Annotated in this window: 13 protein-coding genes and 2 pseudogenes; 2 read left to right on the forward strand and 13 right to left on the reverse strand. The window is 69.4% G+C overall.

Annotated elements, in window-relative coordinates; translation table 11 throughout:
- The 8 genes and pseudogenes from VLK61_RS27385 to VLK61_RS27420 form a co-directional block, all read right to left on the reverse strand.
- A pseudogene (locus tag VLK61_RS27385) lies at nucleotides 1–633 on the reverse strand (glycoside hydrolase family 32 protein); the annotation flags it as partial.
- A gap of 69 nt (nucleotides 634–702) precedes the next feature.
- Nucleotides 703–1764 carry an ABC transporter ATP-binding protein gene (locus VLK61_RS27390; protein WP_325426017.1) on the reverse strand — a complete coding sequence of 354 codons (1062 nt, stop codon included), beginning with the start codon at nucleotides 1762–1764 and terminating at the stop codon, nucleotides 703–705.
- A 58-nt stretch (nucleotides 1765–1822) separates the two neighbouring features.
- Nucleotides 1823–2695: a carbohydrate ABC transporter permease gene (locus VLK61_RS27395; RefSeq protein ID WP_325426019.1), complete on the reverse strand. Its 873-nt coding sequence runs from the start codon at nucleotides 2693–2695 to the stop codon at nucleotides 1823–1825.
- On the reverse strand, nucleotides 2692–3786 hold the full coding sequence (locus VLK61_RS27400) for a carbohydrate ABC transporter permease (RefSeq protein WP_325426021.1): 1095 nt from the start codon (nucleotides 3784–3786) through the stop codon (nucleotides 2692–2694). Before VLK61_RS27400 ends, VLK61_RS27395 begins: the two co-directional genes overlap by 4 nt.
- Nucleotides 3770–5044, reverse strand: a complete 1275-nt coding sequence (locus VLK61_RS27405; protein ID WP_325426023.1) for an ABC transporter substrate-binding protein — start codon at nucleotides 5042–5044, stop codon at nucleotides 3770–3772. Before VLK61_RS27405 ends, VLK61_RS27400 begins: the two co-directional genes overlap by 17 nt.
- Nucleotides 5041–6063 (reverse strand): LacI family DNA-binding transcriptional regulator, encoded by a 1023-nt coding sequence (locus tag VLK61_RS27410; RefSeq protein WP_325426025.1) that lies wholly within the window; start codon nucleotides 6061–6063, stop codon nucleotides 5041–5043. Before VLK61_RS27410 ends, VLK61_RS27405 begins: the two co-directional genes overlap by 4 nt.
- Nucleotides 6064–6256: 193 nt before the next feature.
- Entirely contained in the window at nucleotides 6257–9058 is a 2802-nt protein-coding gene (locus tag VLK61_RS27415; protein ID WP_325426027.1) for an ATP-binding protein, read from the reverse strand.
- Nucleotides 9059–9223: 165 nt separating this feature from the next.
- Entirely contained in the window at nucleotides 9224–10249 is a 1026-nt protein-coding gene (locus VLK61_RS27420) for a LacI family DNA-binding transcriptional regulator (protein ID WP_325426029.1), read from the reverse strand.
- A gap of 262 nt (nucleotides 10250–10511) precedes the next feature.
- Between VLK61_RS27420 and VLK61_RS27425 the strand changes: the two genes are divergently transcribed.
- Nucleotides 10512–11528 carry a Bug family tripartite tricarboxylate transporter substrate binding protein gene (locus VLK61_RS27425; RefSeq protein WP_325426031.1) on the forward strand — a complete coding sequence of 339 codons (1017 nt, stop codon included), beginning with the start codon at nucleotides 10512–10514 and terminating at the stop codon, nucleotides 11526–11528.
- 166 nt (nucleotides 11529–11694) lie between these two features.
- A complete protein-coding gene (locus tag VLK61_RS27430) occupies nucleotides 11695–12285 on the forward strand; it encodes a gluconokinase (RefSeq protein WP_325426033.1) in 591 nt (196 codons plus the stop codon).
- Here the strand turns inward: VLK61_RS27430 and rbsD are convergent.
- The 5 genes and pseudogenes from rbsD to VLK61_RS27455 all read right to left on the reverse strand — a co-directional run.
- Complete coding sequence (gene rbsD / locus VLK61_RS27435) at nucleotides 12202–12597, reverse strand: D-ribose pyranase (protein ID WP_325426035.1); 396 nt, start codon at nucleotides 12595–12597, stop codon at nucleotides 12202–12204. The genes VLK61_RS27430 and rbsD overlap by 84 nt on opposite strands.
- On the reverse strand, nucleotides 12594–13517 hold the full coding sequence (gene rbsK, locus VLK61_RS27440; protein WP_325426037.1) for a ribokinase: 924 nt from the start codon (nucleotides 13515–13517) through the stop codon (nucleotides 12594–12596). Before rbsK ends, rbsD begins: the two co-directional genes overlap by 4 nt.
- The gene (locus VLK61_RS27445; protein ID WP_325426039.1) at nucleotides 13514–14536 is read right to left on the reverse strand and encodes a LacI family DNA-binding transcriptional regulator; all 1023 of its coding nucleotides are present in this window, start codon (nucleotides 14534–14536) and stop codon (nucleotides 13514–13516) included. Before VLK61_RS27445 ends, rbsK begins: the two co-directional genes overlap by 4 nt.
- A 35-nt stretch (nucleotides 14537–14571) precedes the next feature.
- Nucleotides 14572–15600 (reverse strand): ABC transporter permease, encoded by a 1029-nt coding sequence (locus tag VLK61_RS27450; protein WP_325426041.1) that lies wholly within the window; start codon nucleotides 15598–15600, stop codon nucleotides 14572–14574.
- 15 nt (nucleotides 15601–15615) lie between these two features.
- Nucleotides 15616–15973 (reverse strand): annotated as a pseudogene (locus VLK61_RS27455) (sugar ABC transporter ATP-binding protein); the annotation flags it as partial.

Below are 15973 nucleotides of genomic sequence, written 5' to 3' on the forward strand. Positions count from 1 at the left end.
CAGCAGCACCGGCACTTCCCAGATCGTGTCGGCAGAGGCGCCCGCGGGGCCGAAGCTCGAGGCCTCGCGCCACTGCAGCAGGTCGTCGGAGGTGTAGACGACCAGCTTGCGCTCCAGCGCCAGCACGATGAGCATCACCCAGCGGCCGCTGGCCTCGTGACGGAACACGTAAGGGTCGCGGAATTCCAGCGAGCCGATGTCCAGCAGCGGGTTGCCGGACCAGCGCACGAAGCTGTCGCCGCCGTCGACGCTGTAGGCCAGGCACTGCGACTGCACCTTGCTGCGCCGGTCATAACGCGTGTAGTACGCCAGCAGCACGGGCGCCGTGCTTCCCGCCGGCGCCAGGCCGCAGGTATTGCGCTCGTCGATCACGACACTGCCGGAGAAGGCCATCTCGTCGTCGGTGGCCGGCAGCGCCAGCGGCCGCTCGTCCCAATGGATCAGGTCGGTGCTGACGGCGTGGCCCCAGCCGATCTCGCCCCAGGTCGCGCCCGCCGGGTTGTGCTGGAAGTACACGTGGTACTGGCCGTTCAGCACAAAGAGCCCGTTCGGGTCGTTGATCCAGTGGCGCCGCGGCGAGAAGTGCAGGCGCGGGCGCCAGGCGGTGGTCTCGGGAATGTGGCTATCGTTCAAGATGGGCGGCCTATTGATGGAAACTTCATTGAGAGATTCATGGGAGCTGGATTTCATGGGACGTGGAATTCACGCGATCACGCACCGCCCCGCGCCGTCGAAGCGGTGATGGCGGCGAGCGGCGACCCCGACGGCACAGCCCGGCGCCAGCGTGCGATCGGTGCTCAGCGCCGTGAAGCTGGCGTCGCCCAGGCGCAGCCAGACCAGCGACTCCGCGCCCAGCCGCTCGATGCGCAGGACCTGTGCGGCATCGCCGGCAACCAGCACCACGTCTTCGGGGCGGATGCCGACCTGCGCGACCTGGGCTGCCACGAGTGCCGCGGCGGATCCCGCGCCCAGCGCCTGCAAGGCGGCGGCATGCGTGGCGTCGACGGGCAGCAGGTTCATGCGCTGGCTGCCGATGAAGCCGGCGACGAACACGTTCGCCGGCGTGTCGTACAGCGCATCGGGCGTGCCCACCTGTTCGAGCCCCTGCGGACTGAGCACGACGATCTGATCGGCCAAGGTCATCGCCTCGATCTGGTCGTGCGTCACGTAGACCGTGGTCGTGCGCAGGCGCTTGTGCAGCTCGGCGATCTCGGCACGCAGCGTGCCGCGCAGCGACGCATCCAGGTTCGACAGCGGCTCGTCGAACAGGAAGGCGCGCGGCCGGCGCACGATGGCGCGGCCGATCGCCACCCGCTGCCGCTGCCCGCCCGACAGCTGCGCGGGCTTGCGCTGCAGCAGCGCCTCGAGGTCGAGTTGCCGTGCGGCATCGACGATGGCGGCGTGGCGCACGGCTTTCGGCACGCGGGCGATCGCCAAGCCGAAGCCGATGTTGTCGTACACGCTCATGTGGCCGTACAGCGCGTAGTTCTGGAACACCATCGCGACGCCGCGCGCCACTGGCGGCTTGTCGTTGACGCGCACGCCGTCGAACAGCAGGTCGCCGGCACTGATCGCTTCCAGCCCGGCGATCATGCGCAGCAGCGTGCTCTTGCCGCAACCCGAAGGCCCGACCAGCACGGTGAAGCTGCCACGCGGGATCGCCAGATCCAGGGCGGAGAAGATGGCGCGTTCGGCGCGCTCGTCGTAGCGCTTGTGCACGCCGCGCAGCTCGATTTCGAGCGAGGAAGCATCGAGCAGAGGCATTTGGCTACCGATAGACATTCTGGTCGTCGATGGAAGTGCGAAGGTCGTATCCACGGCATCAGCCCTTGATGCCGCTGCCGACGACCGAGCGCACGAAGTGCTTCTGGATGACGAGGAAGAAGACCAGCACCGGCAAGGTGATCAGCGAGGCGTAGGCCATGATCTCCCCCCACTGGTTGGTGCGGCCGAAGAACTGCTGCAGGCCGACCATCACCGGCCGCGCCCCGCCGGTCTGCACGGTCATCACCGGCCACAGGTACTGGTTCCACATCCCCAGGAAAATGACGATGGACGCGGTGGCGACCGTGGGCTTGCACAGCGGCAGCACGATGCGCAGGTAGATCGTCATCGCGCCCGCGCCGTCCATGCGCGCGGCCTCGATCAGTTCGTCCGGCAGGTCCTTGAAGGCCTGGTGGAAGAGGAAGACGCAGAACGCGTTGGCGACGAAGGGCATGATCTGCACGTGCAGCGTGTCCAGCCAGCCGAAGACCAGGCCGCCTTGCTGGACGTCGAACCACGGCAGGTGGGCAACGACCAGCATCATCGGGATCGCCAGCACGTCCATCGGCACGATCAGCAGCGCCAGCACCAGCGCCAGCACGCCGTGCCGGCCGCGCCACTTCAGCTTGGCGATCGCGAAGGCCAGCGCGCTGTTGACGAACACGCCGGCAACGATCGTGATCAGCGCGATCGCGGTCGAGTTCAGCAGGTAGCGGCCCACCGCGCTCTTGTCGAACACATTGCGGTAGTTCACCAGCGACCAGTGCGCATCCGGCAGCAGCGCGGCCGGGTTGGCGATGTTGGCAAAGATGGCGTCGGCCGGCTTGAACGACGCGGTGAACATGAAGAGCAGCGGGTAGGCGAAGACCAGGCCGGCGAGCACGAGGGCCGCGGCCAGCAGCAGGCGGATGGCGAAACTGCGCGTGTTCATCGATCCATCCTCGCCAGCACACGCTTCTGGGCCAGCGACAGCGCGAGCACCAGCACGAAGAAGACCAGCGCCATCGCCGAGCCATAGGCGACATCCTGGTCGCGCACGCCGACCTGCACTGCGCGGTGCATGATCGTCGTCGTCGCGTCCAGCGGCCCGCCCTTGGTCAGCACGTCCACCTGCGTGAACAGGCCGAATGCGGCGATGGTCGTGGCCAGCAGCACGAAGACCAGCGTCCGGCGCAGTCCGGGCAGCGTGACATGCACGAACTGCTGCCAGCGCGTGGCGCCCTCCACCTGCGCGGCCTCGTAGAGTTCTTTCGGGATCGACTGCAGGCCGGCCAGGAAGACCAGCATCTGGAAGCCCGCACCCTGCCAGGCCGACATGATGGCGATCGATGGCATCGCCAGCCGCGCATCGCCCAGCCAGTCGGGCTGCGGCGCGCCGGCGCCGAGAAGCGCCATCAGCGCGCGGTTCACCAGCCCTTCATCGGTGTGCAGCAGCAGCCCCCAGACCACCGAGACGACGACCATCGACGTGACGACCGGCGCGAAGAACACCGTGCGCAGCAGCGTGCGTCCGGGGAACGAGCGGTTGACGGCCAGCGCCATGGCCAGCGCCAGCACGGTCTGCAGCGGCACCACCAGCAGCGCAAACCAGAAGGTGTTGGCGACGGCGCGCAGGAACTGCGGGTCGCGCGCGGCAACGATCCAGCGCCGGCCGCCGAGCTCGGCACTGGCCAGGTACTGGTAGCCTTCGTGCATCGATGCCGAGGCGCGCCGGAGCTCACGCCACTGGCGCATCGGCGTCTTGTCCGCTTCAGGCGCGACGGTGACCACGTGCATGCCGAACAGACGCCCGTACTGCGCCAGGCCCACCCACGCCGCTTGACCGCCTTGCAGCAGCTTGGCGTTGCTGAAGCTGGCCGCCACGGCCAGCACGAAAGGCAGCACGATGAAGATGCCGAACAGCAGCAGTGCGGGGGCCGCCAGCACAGCCACCTCACGCCACGCGGCGCGGCCGAAGGCACCTGCAGCCAGGAATGCCGGCGCCGGCCGCGGCGCGGCTTGCGCGTCAGTGGCCATAGCCATGGTTGCGCTCCAAGTCGGCGTGGATGGTGTCGGCGGCGCGGTCCAGCGATTCGGCCACGTCGCCGCCGTCGCGGATGTCCTGCATCGCTTTGGCGAAGGCGCTGGAGATCACCGGATAGGCCGGCGTCTCCGGGCGCAGCACCGCCCAGGCGCGCGCGAATTCGAAGAAGGGCCGACCCTCGCCGCCTTGGCGATAGAGCTCGGTGCGATCGGCCGCGGCCGCCAGCGTCGGCATCAAGGCCGTGCGGCGCGAGAAGTCGGCGATCTCGTCGACGGTGATCAGATGTTCGAGGAAGGCGCGTGCGCCTTCAGGCTCAGCGCAGGTGGTGGAGATCGCCCACTGCCACGAACCGGCACCGATGCGCGGGCCGCGACCGAAGTCCGGCGGCGGCAGCACCACCAGGTCGTCGCCGACGAACCGGCGGTATTCCGCCATGTCGAACGAACCGCTGTACTGGAAGACGGCGCGGCCGCTGGTGAAGACATGGTCGTCGATCGGCTTGCGCGAGACCAGGCGCTCGGTGAACAGCGACGCGAAATAACGCCCCACCGCCACGGCCGCCGGGCTGTTGATCACGCCGTCGGCACGGCGGTAGGTGCGCCGGTCGATCAGGTCCGCGCCGGCGCTCTGCCACCACGGCGAATACTTGTACGACGGCCACTCGTCGCCGCGGTCGGCGTGCATGTCCAGCGGGTAGCGCCAGCCGGCGGCCTTCAGCGTGCGCAGGATGCTGCGGAACTCCTCCGCGGCATACGGCCGGTCCATCGTCGCCAGGCGGATGCCGTGGCGCTGCAGCACCGAGCGGCGCGCAAACAGCGCGAGGGCCACGTCGAACTGGCCCACCGCGTAGAGCTTGCCGGCATAGCCGCTGCGGCCGCCGGGGATCAGTGCATCGACACCGGCCGGGCGCAGCGGCCCCTCGAGCGCGCGGATGTGGCCGGCCCAGGCGAAGTTGGGCACCGTCGGCTGGTCCAGCGTCAGCACGCAGGGCAGCCGGCCGGCGAGCGCCGAGGCCACCACGGCCTGCTGGTACGAGCCCTGCGGCAAGGTCTCCACGCGCACGCGCCAGCGCTGCTGCTGCGCGTTGAAGCGCTCGACCGCGCCGGCGCTGGCGACCATCTCGGCGTCGCCGGTGTCGTGACGCCACATCACCAGCTCGCGCGGCTGCGCTGCCGCGGCACCGGCGGCAGCGAGCAGCCCCACGGACAGGCCCACGCGCAGGCCCACGCACAGGCCCAGGAGCGACCGGCGTCTCATGATGGATGGCGCCCGACGACCGAGTCGCGCATCACGACATCGCAGTGGATTCGCTCGGTGCCGGCATCGTCCTCGCCGCAGGCAATCTCCGCCGCGCGTTCGCCCATGCGCATGTAGGGCAGGCGCACGCTGGTCAATGGTGGATCCGTCGCGTAGACCAGCATCGCGTGGTCATCGAAGCCGAGCACCGAGACCTCGTCGGGCACACGCACGCGCCGCTTGTGCAGCGACTGGATGATGCGTGCCGCCATCTTGTCGTTGCCGGCGACGATGGCGGTCGGCTTCGGGCTCGCGAGCAGGCGGCCGATCTCGGCGTCGACGAACCAGAACTCGTCGCCGCCTTCGGCCGGGCGGGCGCCCTGCACGAACACCGGCTCGGGCTGGCTGTGCGCGCGTGCCGCCTTGAGGTAACCCGCGTGGCGCAGCTGGGTCGCACGCATGTCGGGGAAGAGCTCGAACACCGCGACAGTGCGGTGGCCTAGTTCGTAAAGACGTGAGAGACCATCACGCGCGCCTTGCTCGTCATCGGGCAGTACGGTGCCGGCAACGTCGACGCCGCGTGTGTAGCAGTTGAGCAGCACGATGCGCAGGCCGGCGGCCCGCTCCAATGCGGCGGCCGGCATCGAACGATGCGAGTGCGACGCGACGATCAGTGCGTCGATGCGGTGTTCGGCCAGCTCGTCGATGGCGCTCGGGATCTCGCTGGCGACGCCGGCGGTTTCTGCGATCAGCAGCCGGCGGCCGGTGCGGTGCGCCGCCGCCTGCAGGCCCTTGATCAGCTCGAACGAGTCCGGGCTGGTGGTGATGCAGTCGGACAGCACGCCGACGAGGCCGGTGCTGGCGCCCTTGAGCGCGCGCGCGGCACGCGACGGGCGGAAACGCAGTTCCTGCATCGCGGCGACGATGGCTTCGGCCGTCTTGGCGGACACGCACTGCGGATCGTTCAGGTAGCGCGAGACGGTGCGCACGGACACCTGCGCGGTCAAGGCCACGCCGTAGATCGTCGGCGCGGCGCTCATGCTTGTCTGTGTTTGTCTATCGATAGCCATTTGCGGCATGATATCGACCTGAGCCGACAGGCGTATTCGGGTGAACCCCAGGAGCCGGGTGCGTCAAGCAGAGGTCGGCCGTGCGTTCGACAGCATCGCCGGCGTGGTCGGCCCGCACCATCCGCACACAAGCGTTTCGTCGGGCCGCCCCGACGTCCGGTTGTCAGCCTGCCGCGGGCACCGCGAGGACCTGGGCCACCACTTCGGCCACGCTCAGGCGCTGGCCGGCGGCATAGGCGGCCGCGCTGCGGGCCGGACCCATCACGTGCTGCGCCAGGCGCTGAACGCGTCGCAACTCGTTCACATCGCGCTGCGGCAGCGGCCCGAAGCGCGGCGGCCAGTACACGCTGATGAAGCCGGCCAGCCGCACGCCGAGTTCCGCTTGGCCGATGCGCAGCATCGCGTAGGGCAGCGTGGTCAACACGGCAGCCAGGTGCCGCGGCGCCAGCGCCTGCCAGGCCAGCTGCATGCTGGCGCGCATGTCGGCGGCGGCCTCGGACCAGCGCCGCAAACCCCGCTGTGCGCCACCGCGCACGTTCAGGCTGGCCGCCAGGCGCAGCCAGGCCTGCAGCTGGCGTGCTTCTTCGACGACGGGGTCGATCTCGGCCCACATGGCCTGGTAGTCGTGCACGTCGTAGGCCAGGATGGCGAGCCGGTAGCGCGCCCGCATCACGCCCACGCGGTCGCCGCGCGCCGACCAGAGCGCTTGCGCGCTGCGCTGGAGGGCCGCCGCCTGGGCCGGGTCGTGGCCGCTCACGACATCGGCGCGGCAACTGGCGATGCGCGCCTGCGCCTCGGTATCGCTGGAGACGATCAGGGCCTGTGCCTCGTCCAGCAGCGCGAGGGCGGCGCTGGCTTGTTTCCTGTAGTAGGCGGCTTGCGCGGCCAGCAGCAGGGCGCGGGCGCGCAGCGCCGCCGGCTCGAGCGGCGCAAGCGCCAGGCCTTCATCGATTCGTCGCAGGCTCTCGATGCCGTGGCCGCCCAGAAACTCCAGCAGGCCGAGCAGGCCCAGGCCGCGGCTCTTCAGTGCCGCGTCTTGGCAGACCTCCAGCGCCGAGGCCAGGGTCGCGAGGGCGGCGCCGGGCAGCTTCACTTCCTCCAGCGTCAGGTCCAGCGCCAAGGCCAGGGCGATGGCGCGCTGCGGTGCTGCGTCGGCCAAGGCATGCGACATCGCCGCCACCAGGTTGGGCAGTTCGGCCTGCAGCGTCGGCAGCGAGGGTGTGACCGGCAGCGCCTGCGCCCAAGCCAAGGCCCAGGCGCCATGGCTTCGGCGCAGCGCGATGGCGGCTTCGGTACTCAGCTGGCGTTGGGCAAACTCGCGGATCGGCTCGTAGAGCGCAAAACGCAAGGTGTCGCCTTCGGCTTGCAGGCGAAGCAGGGAGTGCGCGAGCAGTTCGTCCAGCAGCCACGCGATGCTGCCGGCCGGTGTGGAGGTGGAGGTGGCGCACACCGCCGCCGCCGCCTCGGTGCCGAACCCGCCCTGGAACACCGTCAACGCGGCCAGCAGGGCGCGCTGGGCCTCGCCGAGCAAGGCCCAGCTCCATTCGATGGTGGCCTGCATCGAGTGGTGGCGGCTGTCCTGGCGGCCGCGCTGCGGTGCGCGTTCCAGCAGGTCCAGCGCGCTGGCCTTGCCTTCGCGCGCCTGGCGCAGGGTGGCGGCCATCTCGGCTGGCGTCATGCTGCGCACGCGCGCGGCGGCCAGCTCGATGGCCAGTGGCATGCCGTCCAGCAACTGCAGCAGCTCGATCACCGCGGCCCGGTTGCCGGCGTGCAGATGAAACTCGGCGCGCGTGGCCCGGGCGCGTTCGACGAACAAGGCCACCGCGGGGCTCGACGCGGCCTCGTCCAGCGTGGCCTGCGCCGCCGGCAGGTCAAGCGCGGCCACCAGGATTTCGCGCTCACCCGGCAAGGCCAGTGCGCGGCGCGAGGTGACCAGCTGGTGCAACAGCGGGAGCCGGGCCCCGAGCTCGCCGACGACTTCCGCGCCCTCGTCGACCACCTGTTCGAAGTTGTCCAGCACCAGCAGGGCGCGCCGGCCGTCCAGCGCGCTCACGATGCCGGCCAGCGCGCCGGCCTGGCCCGTCGGCAGGTTCAGCGACAGCAGCACCTGGTCGAGCACCTGCTGGCGCGTGCGGCAGGGCGCCAGGGGCAGCCAGGCCACGGTCTCGAAGTCGCATTGGGCGCTCATCGCCTGCGCCACTTCGACCGCCAGCCGCGTCTTGCCCGTGCCCCCCGGGCCCATCAAGGTGACGAGGCGGTGCTCGCTCACGGCTTGCCGCAGCTGCCGGGCCTGGGGATCGGCGCCGACCATGCGCGTCAGATAAGCCGGCAAGGCGGCGTGGCGCGGGCCGGTGGTCGGGAGGGCAGGGGGTGCCGATCGGGCTGTTGCAGCGCCTGGGTCGCCTGGGTCGCTTGCGAGCCTCGCGAAACTTGCAGTCGGCGCGCTGGGTGCGCGCAGGCGGTCGAACAGCCCTTCGAGGCGCAGTCGCTCGTCGCCTATCCATTCGTCGTAGAAGCCGGGCAGCAACTCCCCCGTGTACAGCGCGCGGGCCTGGTCGTGCTCGCCGCGCTTGAAAGCCGCTTCAAAGACCACGGCATCGCACTGCACCCGGCCGGCGATCAGCCGGATCGTGAAGCGGTCCGCCTCGATGACCTGGAAGCCGGCGTGCTCCGCGGGCTCCAGCACCTGCTTGAGCGTCAGCAGCGTCTGCCGCAGGCGCTGCTTGCCGGCGGCGGCGGCGACCTCCGGCCACAGCAGCTCGACCAGGGTTTCGCGCGGGTGGGCCGCGTCGGGCTGCAGGCACAGGCGTGCCAGCAAGGCCATGGCGGCGCGGGTGCCGAGCTTGCCGTGGCGTTGTCTGCCGTTGCTGAGCTCGAAGGCGCCCAGCAAGCGCAGGTGCCACAAGCCGCCGGCGGCCGCAGCCGGTGGCGCTTGGGGGGGCGTGGGCCCAGCCGGAAGCTGCATTGGCGCCAAGACAGTGTCAGCCTGGACCGCCAGACCCAGGCGCCACCCCGGCACAGGGGCCGCGATGGCACGGCAACGCCAGTGAGGGATAACGTGGCATGGGCCGGGATTCTAGGGGCCTGCTGCCGCCGGACCCGCGGGCAGCGCAGCTGCCATCCGGCGCCATCAGGTGCTCTGCCGCACGACGAGTTCGTAGCCGACGTCGATGCTGGTCGTTGGCACCGGTTCGCCGCGCATCAGCGCCAGCAGCATGCGCGCCGCCGCGGTGCCGATGTCCGCGCGCGGCGTGCGCACGGTGGTCAGCGGCGGCAGCATCTGGTCGCTGCCCGTCAGGTCGTTGAAGCCGGCCACGGCCACACGCTGCGGCACCGGCAGCCCGAGCCGCAGCGCGGCCAGCAGTGCGCCTTGCGCGAGGTCGTCGTTGCAGAAGAAGATGGCTTCCACCGGCGGCGTGTGGGCGACGATCTGTTCGAACATCGTGCCGCCCAGCGCCAGCGAAGAAGGCGCCGGGTTGACCCACTCCAGCGTCGGTGCATGCAGTCCGGCCGCCTTCATCTCGCGGCGCCAGCCGTCCAGCCGCTGCAGCGTGCGCGGGTCCAGCTGGGCGGCGGCGAAGGCGATGCGCCGGTGGCCCAGGCCGAGCAGATAGCGGGTTAGCGCTGCCGCTGCATCGGCCTGCGAGAAGCCGACGCAGTGCACGTCCGGCGACTGCGAGGTTTCCATCAGGTGCACGCAGGGCACGCCGCTGGCCTGGATCAGCGCGCGTGTCGTGGCGCTGCGGTCCAGCCCGGTCACCAGCAGGCCGGCCGGGCGGTGCTGGAGCTGCTCGCGCAACAGCTGTTCCTCTTCGCCGGCGTCGTAATGGGTGACGCCGATCAGCGTCTGGTAGCCCGCCGGCCGCAGCGTGCGCTGCACGCCTTCGAGCAGGTCGACGAAGAGGGCGTTGGAGAGCATCGGGATCAGCAGCGCCACATGGGTGCTGTGGCGTGAGGCCAGGGCTCGGGCGGCCGGATCGGGCACGTAGCCGAGCCGCAGGGCAGCAGCCTTCACACGGGCGACCAACTCGGGATCGACGGCGCGTTCGCCGCGCAGCGCCCGCGACACGGTGATCGGGCTCACGCCGGCGGCGCCGGCGACATCGGCGAGCGTGACCCGACCGGTGGCACGGGAACGAACAAGGCTGGGCGGCATCGGGGATGGGGTCTCACTCGTTTGCGGGTGCCGTAAGGATAGCGATATCCAAGCGTTCATCGCAAGAGCCGTCAGGTGGCGCGGCCACCCGCTTCGGGAATTTTTACCAGGTAGGAGTGCCAGGAGTTCCTTGCGCATTGGTGGGTATAAGGGTAAACACCAATCATCTTTGGATAGCGCTATCCTACTATTGCGACCGTGCCGACGATCTGGCGCACTGCACCGCCCCTCGGCCGGTTCGAACACCCGTAGGAGACCCCTCATGAACCCGATCAAGACTCAGCTCGCGGCCTCGCGCCGCGCCATGGTGCTCACTGCCGCCGCACTCGGCCTCACCGCGTTGGCCGGACCGGCAGCGTGGGCGCAGGCTGCGTGGCCGAGCAAGCCCGTCACGCTGCTCGTCGGCTACCCGCCCGGCGGCCAGACCGACTTCGCCGGCCGCGTGCTGCTGGCGAGCCTGGGCAGCGCGCTCGCGCAGCCGGTGGTCATCGACAACAAGGCGGGGGTGAACGGCAACCTCGCGGCGGCCGACGTCATGAAGGCGCCGCCCGACGGCTACAGGCTGCTCGTCGGCAACGGCTCGATGACCATTGCCGCGCATGTCTACACCACGCTCGGCATCATCGATCCGCGGCAGCTGACGCCGATCGGCACGATGCTGCAGTCGGCGCTGGTGCTCGCGGTGCCGGCGAGCTCGCCGATCAAGACCTACGCCCAGTTCGCCGAGCATGCCAAGGCCAAGAGCAAGAGCGGCGAGGGCATCGACTACGGCACCGGCGGGGTCGGCGCGCTGCCGCATGTGACGATGGAGTTGCTGCGCGAGCGCCTGGGCAGCGTGAAGATGAACCACGTGCCGTACAAGGGCAGCAGCCCGGCGATGACCGACCTGATCGCCGGCCGGCTCGATGCGATGTTCGATGCCACCTCGGTCATCGCGCCGTTCATCAAGTCCGGCCAGCTGCGGCCGCTGCTGGTCACCAGCGACAAGCGCGTGCCCGCCTTCCCCGATGTGCCCACCGCCGCCGAGGCCGGGCTCAAGGATTTCACCATCCTCTCGTTCATCGGCCTGTACGGACCGCCCGGCCTGCCCGCGGACATCGTGAAGAAGGCCAACACCGCGCTCACCACGGCGCTGAAGGATCCGACCGTCACCAAGAGCATCCTCGACCGCGGCGACGAACCCGGCGGCAGCACGCCCGAGCAGCTGGGCGCCCTGACGCGCAGCCAGTTCAAGACCTGGGGCGACGTGGTCAAGGCCAACAACATCCGAGCCGATTGATGGCCCACCCCCGTAGCGGCCTGCGGCCGCCTCCCCCTCAAGGGGGCCACGCCGGCGGACCGGCAGAGCCGGATCCGCGGCGTGCGCTTGGGTGCGCGGCTTCGGTCATCGTGGGTGCCACTTTGGTGCCCGTGGGTGCTGACATGCGGGTCCCGGGGACGGTCCCATGACTTCACTGGTCGTGATGGGCGTGTCGGGCTGCGGCAAGTCGCGGGTCGGGGCGCTAACGGCCGAACGGCTCGGCCTGCCGCTCGTCGAAGGTGACGAGTTCCATTCCGAAGCGAACCGCGCGCTGATGCACCAGGGCATTCCGCTCACCGACGCGCACCGCGCCGATTGGCTGGCCGCCTTGGGCGCGGAGCTTCAAGCGCGCCCCGGCGGCGCGGTGCTCACCTGCTCATCACTGAAGGCCTCCTACCGCGACAGGCTGCGCGCCGCGGCGCCGGGGCTTCGCTTCGCCTGGCTCGACCTCGATGCCGCAGCCGCCCTGGCGCGCGTTGCGCAGCGTTCCGAACACTTCTTCCCGGCCGGGCTGGTGGCGACGCAGTTCGACGCGCTGGAGTCCCCGCTCGGCGAGCCCGGCGTGCTGCGCCTGGACGCACTGCTGCCACCGGAGCTGCTTGCAGAACATGCCGTGCGTTGGATCAGCGACACCGATGAGCGCAAGCCATCGTCAGAACACGACGCCCGCGTAGAGGATGACATTGGCGTAGGACGAGCATTCGCCGGTCCGGACGATGGCGCGTGCCGTTCCTGATCGCTGCTTCAACGCGTCGTGGGCGATGCTGTGCAACGCGGCATCGCCGAGCCGCCGGTGCAGCACCGTTTCGAAATGCGGACTGTGGGTCAACATTTCCGCCGCATAGTCGGCACGCTCGACCTGCATCTCGCTGAGCACCGCATCCAGCACCTGCTCGAACGAGGGCACGCCTCGGGTCAGCGCCAGATCGATGCAGCGCGTGCCTGGCGGCACGGGCAGGCCTGCATCGGCGATCACCACCAGGTCGCCATGCCCCAGCGTTGCGACCAGATGCGACAGTTCACCATGCAGCAGCGGCGTCTTCTTCATGGGCGCCCAGACACCTTCAGCGGCAACTCGCTGCTGCGCGGCATGGCGGCCTGCGCACCCGCCCTGGTCACGCTGATCGCAGCGGCCTGCTGCGCGTATGCGATGGCTGCGGTCATGCTGGCACCGCCGCACCAGGCGGCGGCGTAGGCACCGATGAAGGTGTCGCCGGCCCCGGTGGTGTCGACGGCCTGAACCACCGGTGCCTCCAGGTGCACGTTGCTGCCGTCGCAGGCCAGCTGAACGCCATGGGCCCCGAGCGTGATGATGACGGTGGGGGGGCCGAGCGTGCGCAGGCGGTCCGCCGCGGCAGTGGCATCAAAGGCCGCACCGGGCGCCAACTGGAGCAAGGCCGCGGCTTCGGTCTCGTTGGGCACGAGCACGTCCACCTGGGCCAGCAACTCGGGCGGCAAGGCCTGCGTCGGCGCCGGGTTCAGCAGCACCGGCACACCGGCCGCATGCGCCAGGGCGATGCCATGCTGCACGGCGGGCAGGGGGCACTCCAGCTGGCAGATCAGCAGGCCTGCATCCTGGATCGTCGCTTTTGCGGCATCCACCTGCGCGATGCTCAAGGCGGCGTTGGCACCCGCGTCCAGCACGATGCAGTTCTGCGCCGCGTCATCGACCAGGATCATCGCGACGCCGGTGCTGGCGCCGCTGATGCTGTGCAGGTGCTGGGTGTCCATGCCTTCGGCAGCCAGGATGCGGCGCGCGTTGTGCCCGAACGCGTCGTCGCCGACGCAGCCGATGAAGCTGACCGACGCGCCGAGCCGCGCTGCCGCGACGGCCTGGTTCGCGCCCTTGCCACCGGGCAGTGTTTGAAAGTCCCGCCCGTGCACCGTTTGGCCGGGCAGCGGCATCTGCGAACAGCGCAACACCAGATCGGTATTGACGCTGCCCAAGACCACCACGCGCCGGCTCATCGCCTTGCCCCGACGTACGGTCCGGTGGATTGCCGGATCACCAGCGCGGGCTGCAGGATCGCGCGCTGCAGTTCCCGATCGGGCTGCGTTATGCGCTGCAGCAGCAACTTCGCCGCGAGTTCACCGGTCTGATGCTTGGGCTGCACGATGCTGCTCAGCGGCGGGTTGCTGAACGCGGCCAGCGCGATGTCGTCGAAACCGATCACGGACAAGTCTCCCGGAATGCTCAGGCCCTTGGCCGCCGCCGCGCAGATGGCGCCGATGGCCATCAGGTCGTTCGATGCGAAGACGGCACTGGGCCGGTCTGCCGGCGATGCAGCATCGAGCAAGGCAGTCATCGCTGCATGGCCGCCGGCACTGGTGAAGTCAGCGCATCGCAGCAGCTGGTCGTCCGCGGCCAGGCCGGCCTCCTGCAGGGCACGCTGGTAGCCCTGCACGCGTTGGCGCGCCGACGACAGCGCTTGCGGCCCCGCAATGCAGGCAATGCGCCGATGCCCGAGTTGCAGCAGGTGCTGCGTGGCCAGAAAGCCGCCAGCCTCGTGGTTGACCTCCACCAGATCGGCCGCCAAGTCATCGATCTCGCGGTCGACGACGACTTGGGGCATGGTGGCCGCACGCAGGGTGTCGAGCAGTTCCACGTCGCTGCCGGACGACAGCACGATCAAGCCGTCGACCTGCTTTTCGCTGAGCAAGCGCACGTAGGTGCTTTGCTTCAAAGGGTCGTCGTCCGAGTTGCAGAGAATGACGTTGAAGCCTGCGCCATAACAGGTGTCTTCGATGCCTCGGATGATCTCTGCGAAGTACGGGTTGGAGTTGTTCGGAATCATCATCCCGACCGTGTGCGTTCGATTGCTCTTCAGGCTGCGCGCCAGCGCGCTGGGCACGTAGCGCAATTCCGCTATCGCCTGCTGCACGCGCAGGCGGGTCGCCTCGCTGACAAAGCGTGTGTCGTTGACGACGTGCGACACCGTCGCCACGGACACCTGCGCGTGCAGGGCCACGTCTTTGATGGTGCTCATCGCCGGGACTCGAAACTGTTTTGCATGACGTGGGTTCAGGCGGCGCCGCGGGTCAGGCGTGCGCGGTACACATCCAGCACCACGGCCAGGATGATGACGAAGCCGGTGACCATCTGGCGCAGGAAATCACTCATGCCGATCAGGATCAGGCCATTGGCCAGCACGCCGATGATGCAGGCCCCAAGCAGCGTGCCGACGATGGACCCGCGGCCGCCGCTCAGGCTGGTGCCGCCGATGATCACCGCGGCGATGGCGTTGAGTTCGAAACCGATGCCGGAGATCGGGCTGGCAATGGTCAAGCGGGTCATGTAGATCACGGCACCGACGCCGACCGTGGCGCCACAGATCACGAACGCGGCGATCTTGTAGCCCATCACGTTGTGACCGGCCAGCCGCACCGCTTCTTCGTTGTTGCCGATGGCGTAGATCAGGCGCCCGAACACTGTTCGGTTGAGAACAAACCAGCCCAGTGCCACCAGCGCCAGGGCCACGAGGAAGATCGCCGGCGCGCCGAGCAAGGTGGCGCTGCCGAAGTTGTTGAATGCATCGGGAAACTCATAGATCGAGCGTGCCTGCGTCCATTGCAGCGCCGCGCCGCGGGCGATATTGAGCATGCCCAGCGTGACGATGAACGACGGAATGCCCCAGTACGCCGACACCGCACCATTGGCCAGACCGCAACACGCGCCGACAGCGATGCTGGCCAGCAGCGCCAAGCCTATTGCGACGCCGCTTGCCAGGCCCGTGTCCAGCCCCTCGAGCTTCAGCACGGTGCCGGCAACCACGGCACAGAAGGCCATCACCGAACCGACGGACAGGTCGATGCCGCCGATCAGGATCACGAAGGTCATGCCGACGGCCAGGATCACGTTGATCGAGATCTGCGTGAAGATGTTGGTGATGTTGCTCGGCGTCAGGAAGATCGGCGAGAGCAGCGCAAACACGGCCACCAGGCAGACCAGCGCCACGCCGATACCGGCTTCGCGCAAGGCCACTTGCGACTTCTGGCGCAGCGAGCGGTGGGCAGCTGCCGGCGCTGCCACGGACGGGGTCGGATTCATCATGGGGAGCACCTGTTCTCAAGCAGCGCGTGCGGGTGAAGCCTCAAGCCGCGCATGCGCGGGGGCGCCGCTGTCACGCGTGTATTCCTGGTAGGCCATCGCGAGGATGGCCTCCTCGTCGAACTGTGCACGCGGCAACTCGCCGGCCAGCACGCCGCGGCTCATGACCAGCATGCGATCGCACAGACTCATCAGCTCGCGCAGATCGGACGAGACCACCAGCACCGCCAGGCCATCGGCGGCCATGCGCTCGAGCAGCGCGTGGATCTCGGCCTTGGCGCCGACATCGACACCGCGCGTCGGTTCGTCGAGCAGCAGGACCTTCGGTTCGCGCAGCAGCCACTTGCCCAGCACCACCTTCTGCTGGTTGCCGCCG

The sequence above is a fragment of the Aquabacterium sp. genome, assembly GCF_035476535.1.
Lineage (GTDB): Bacteria > Pseudomonadota > Gammaproteobacteria > Burkholderiales > Burkholderiaceae_C > Pseudaquabacterium.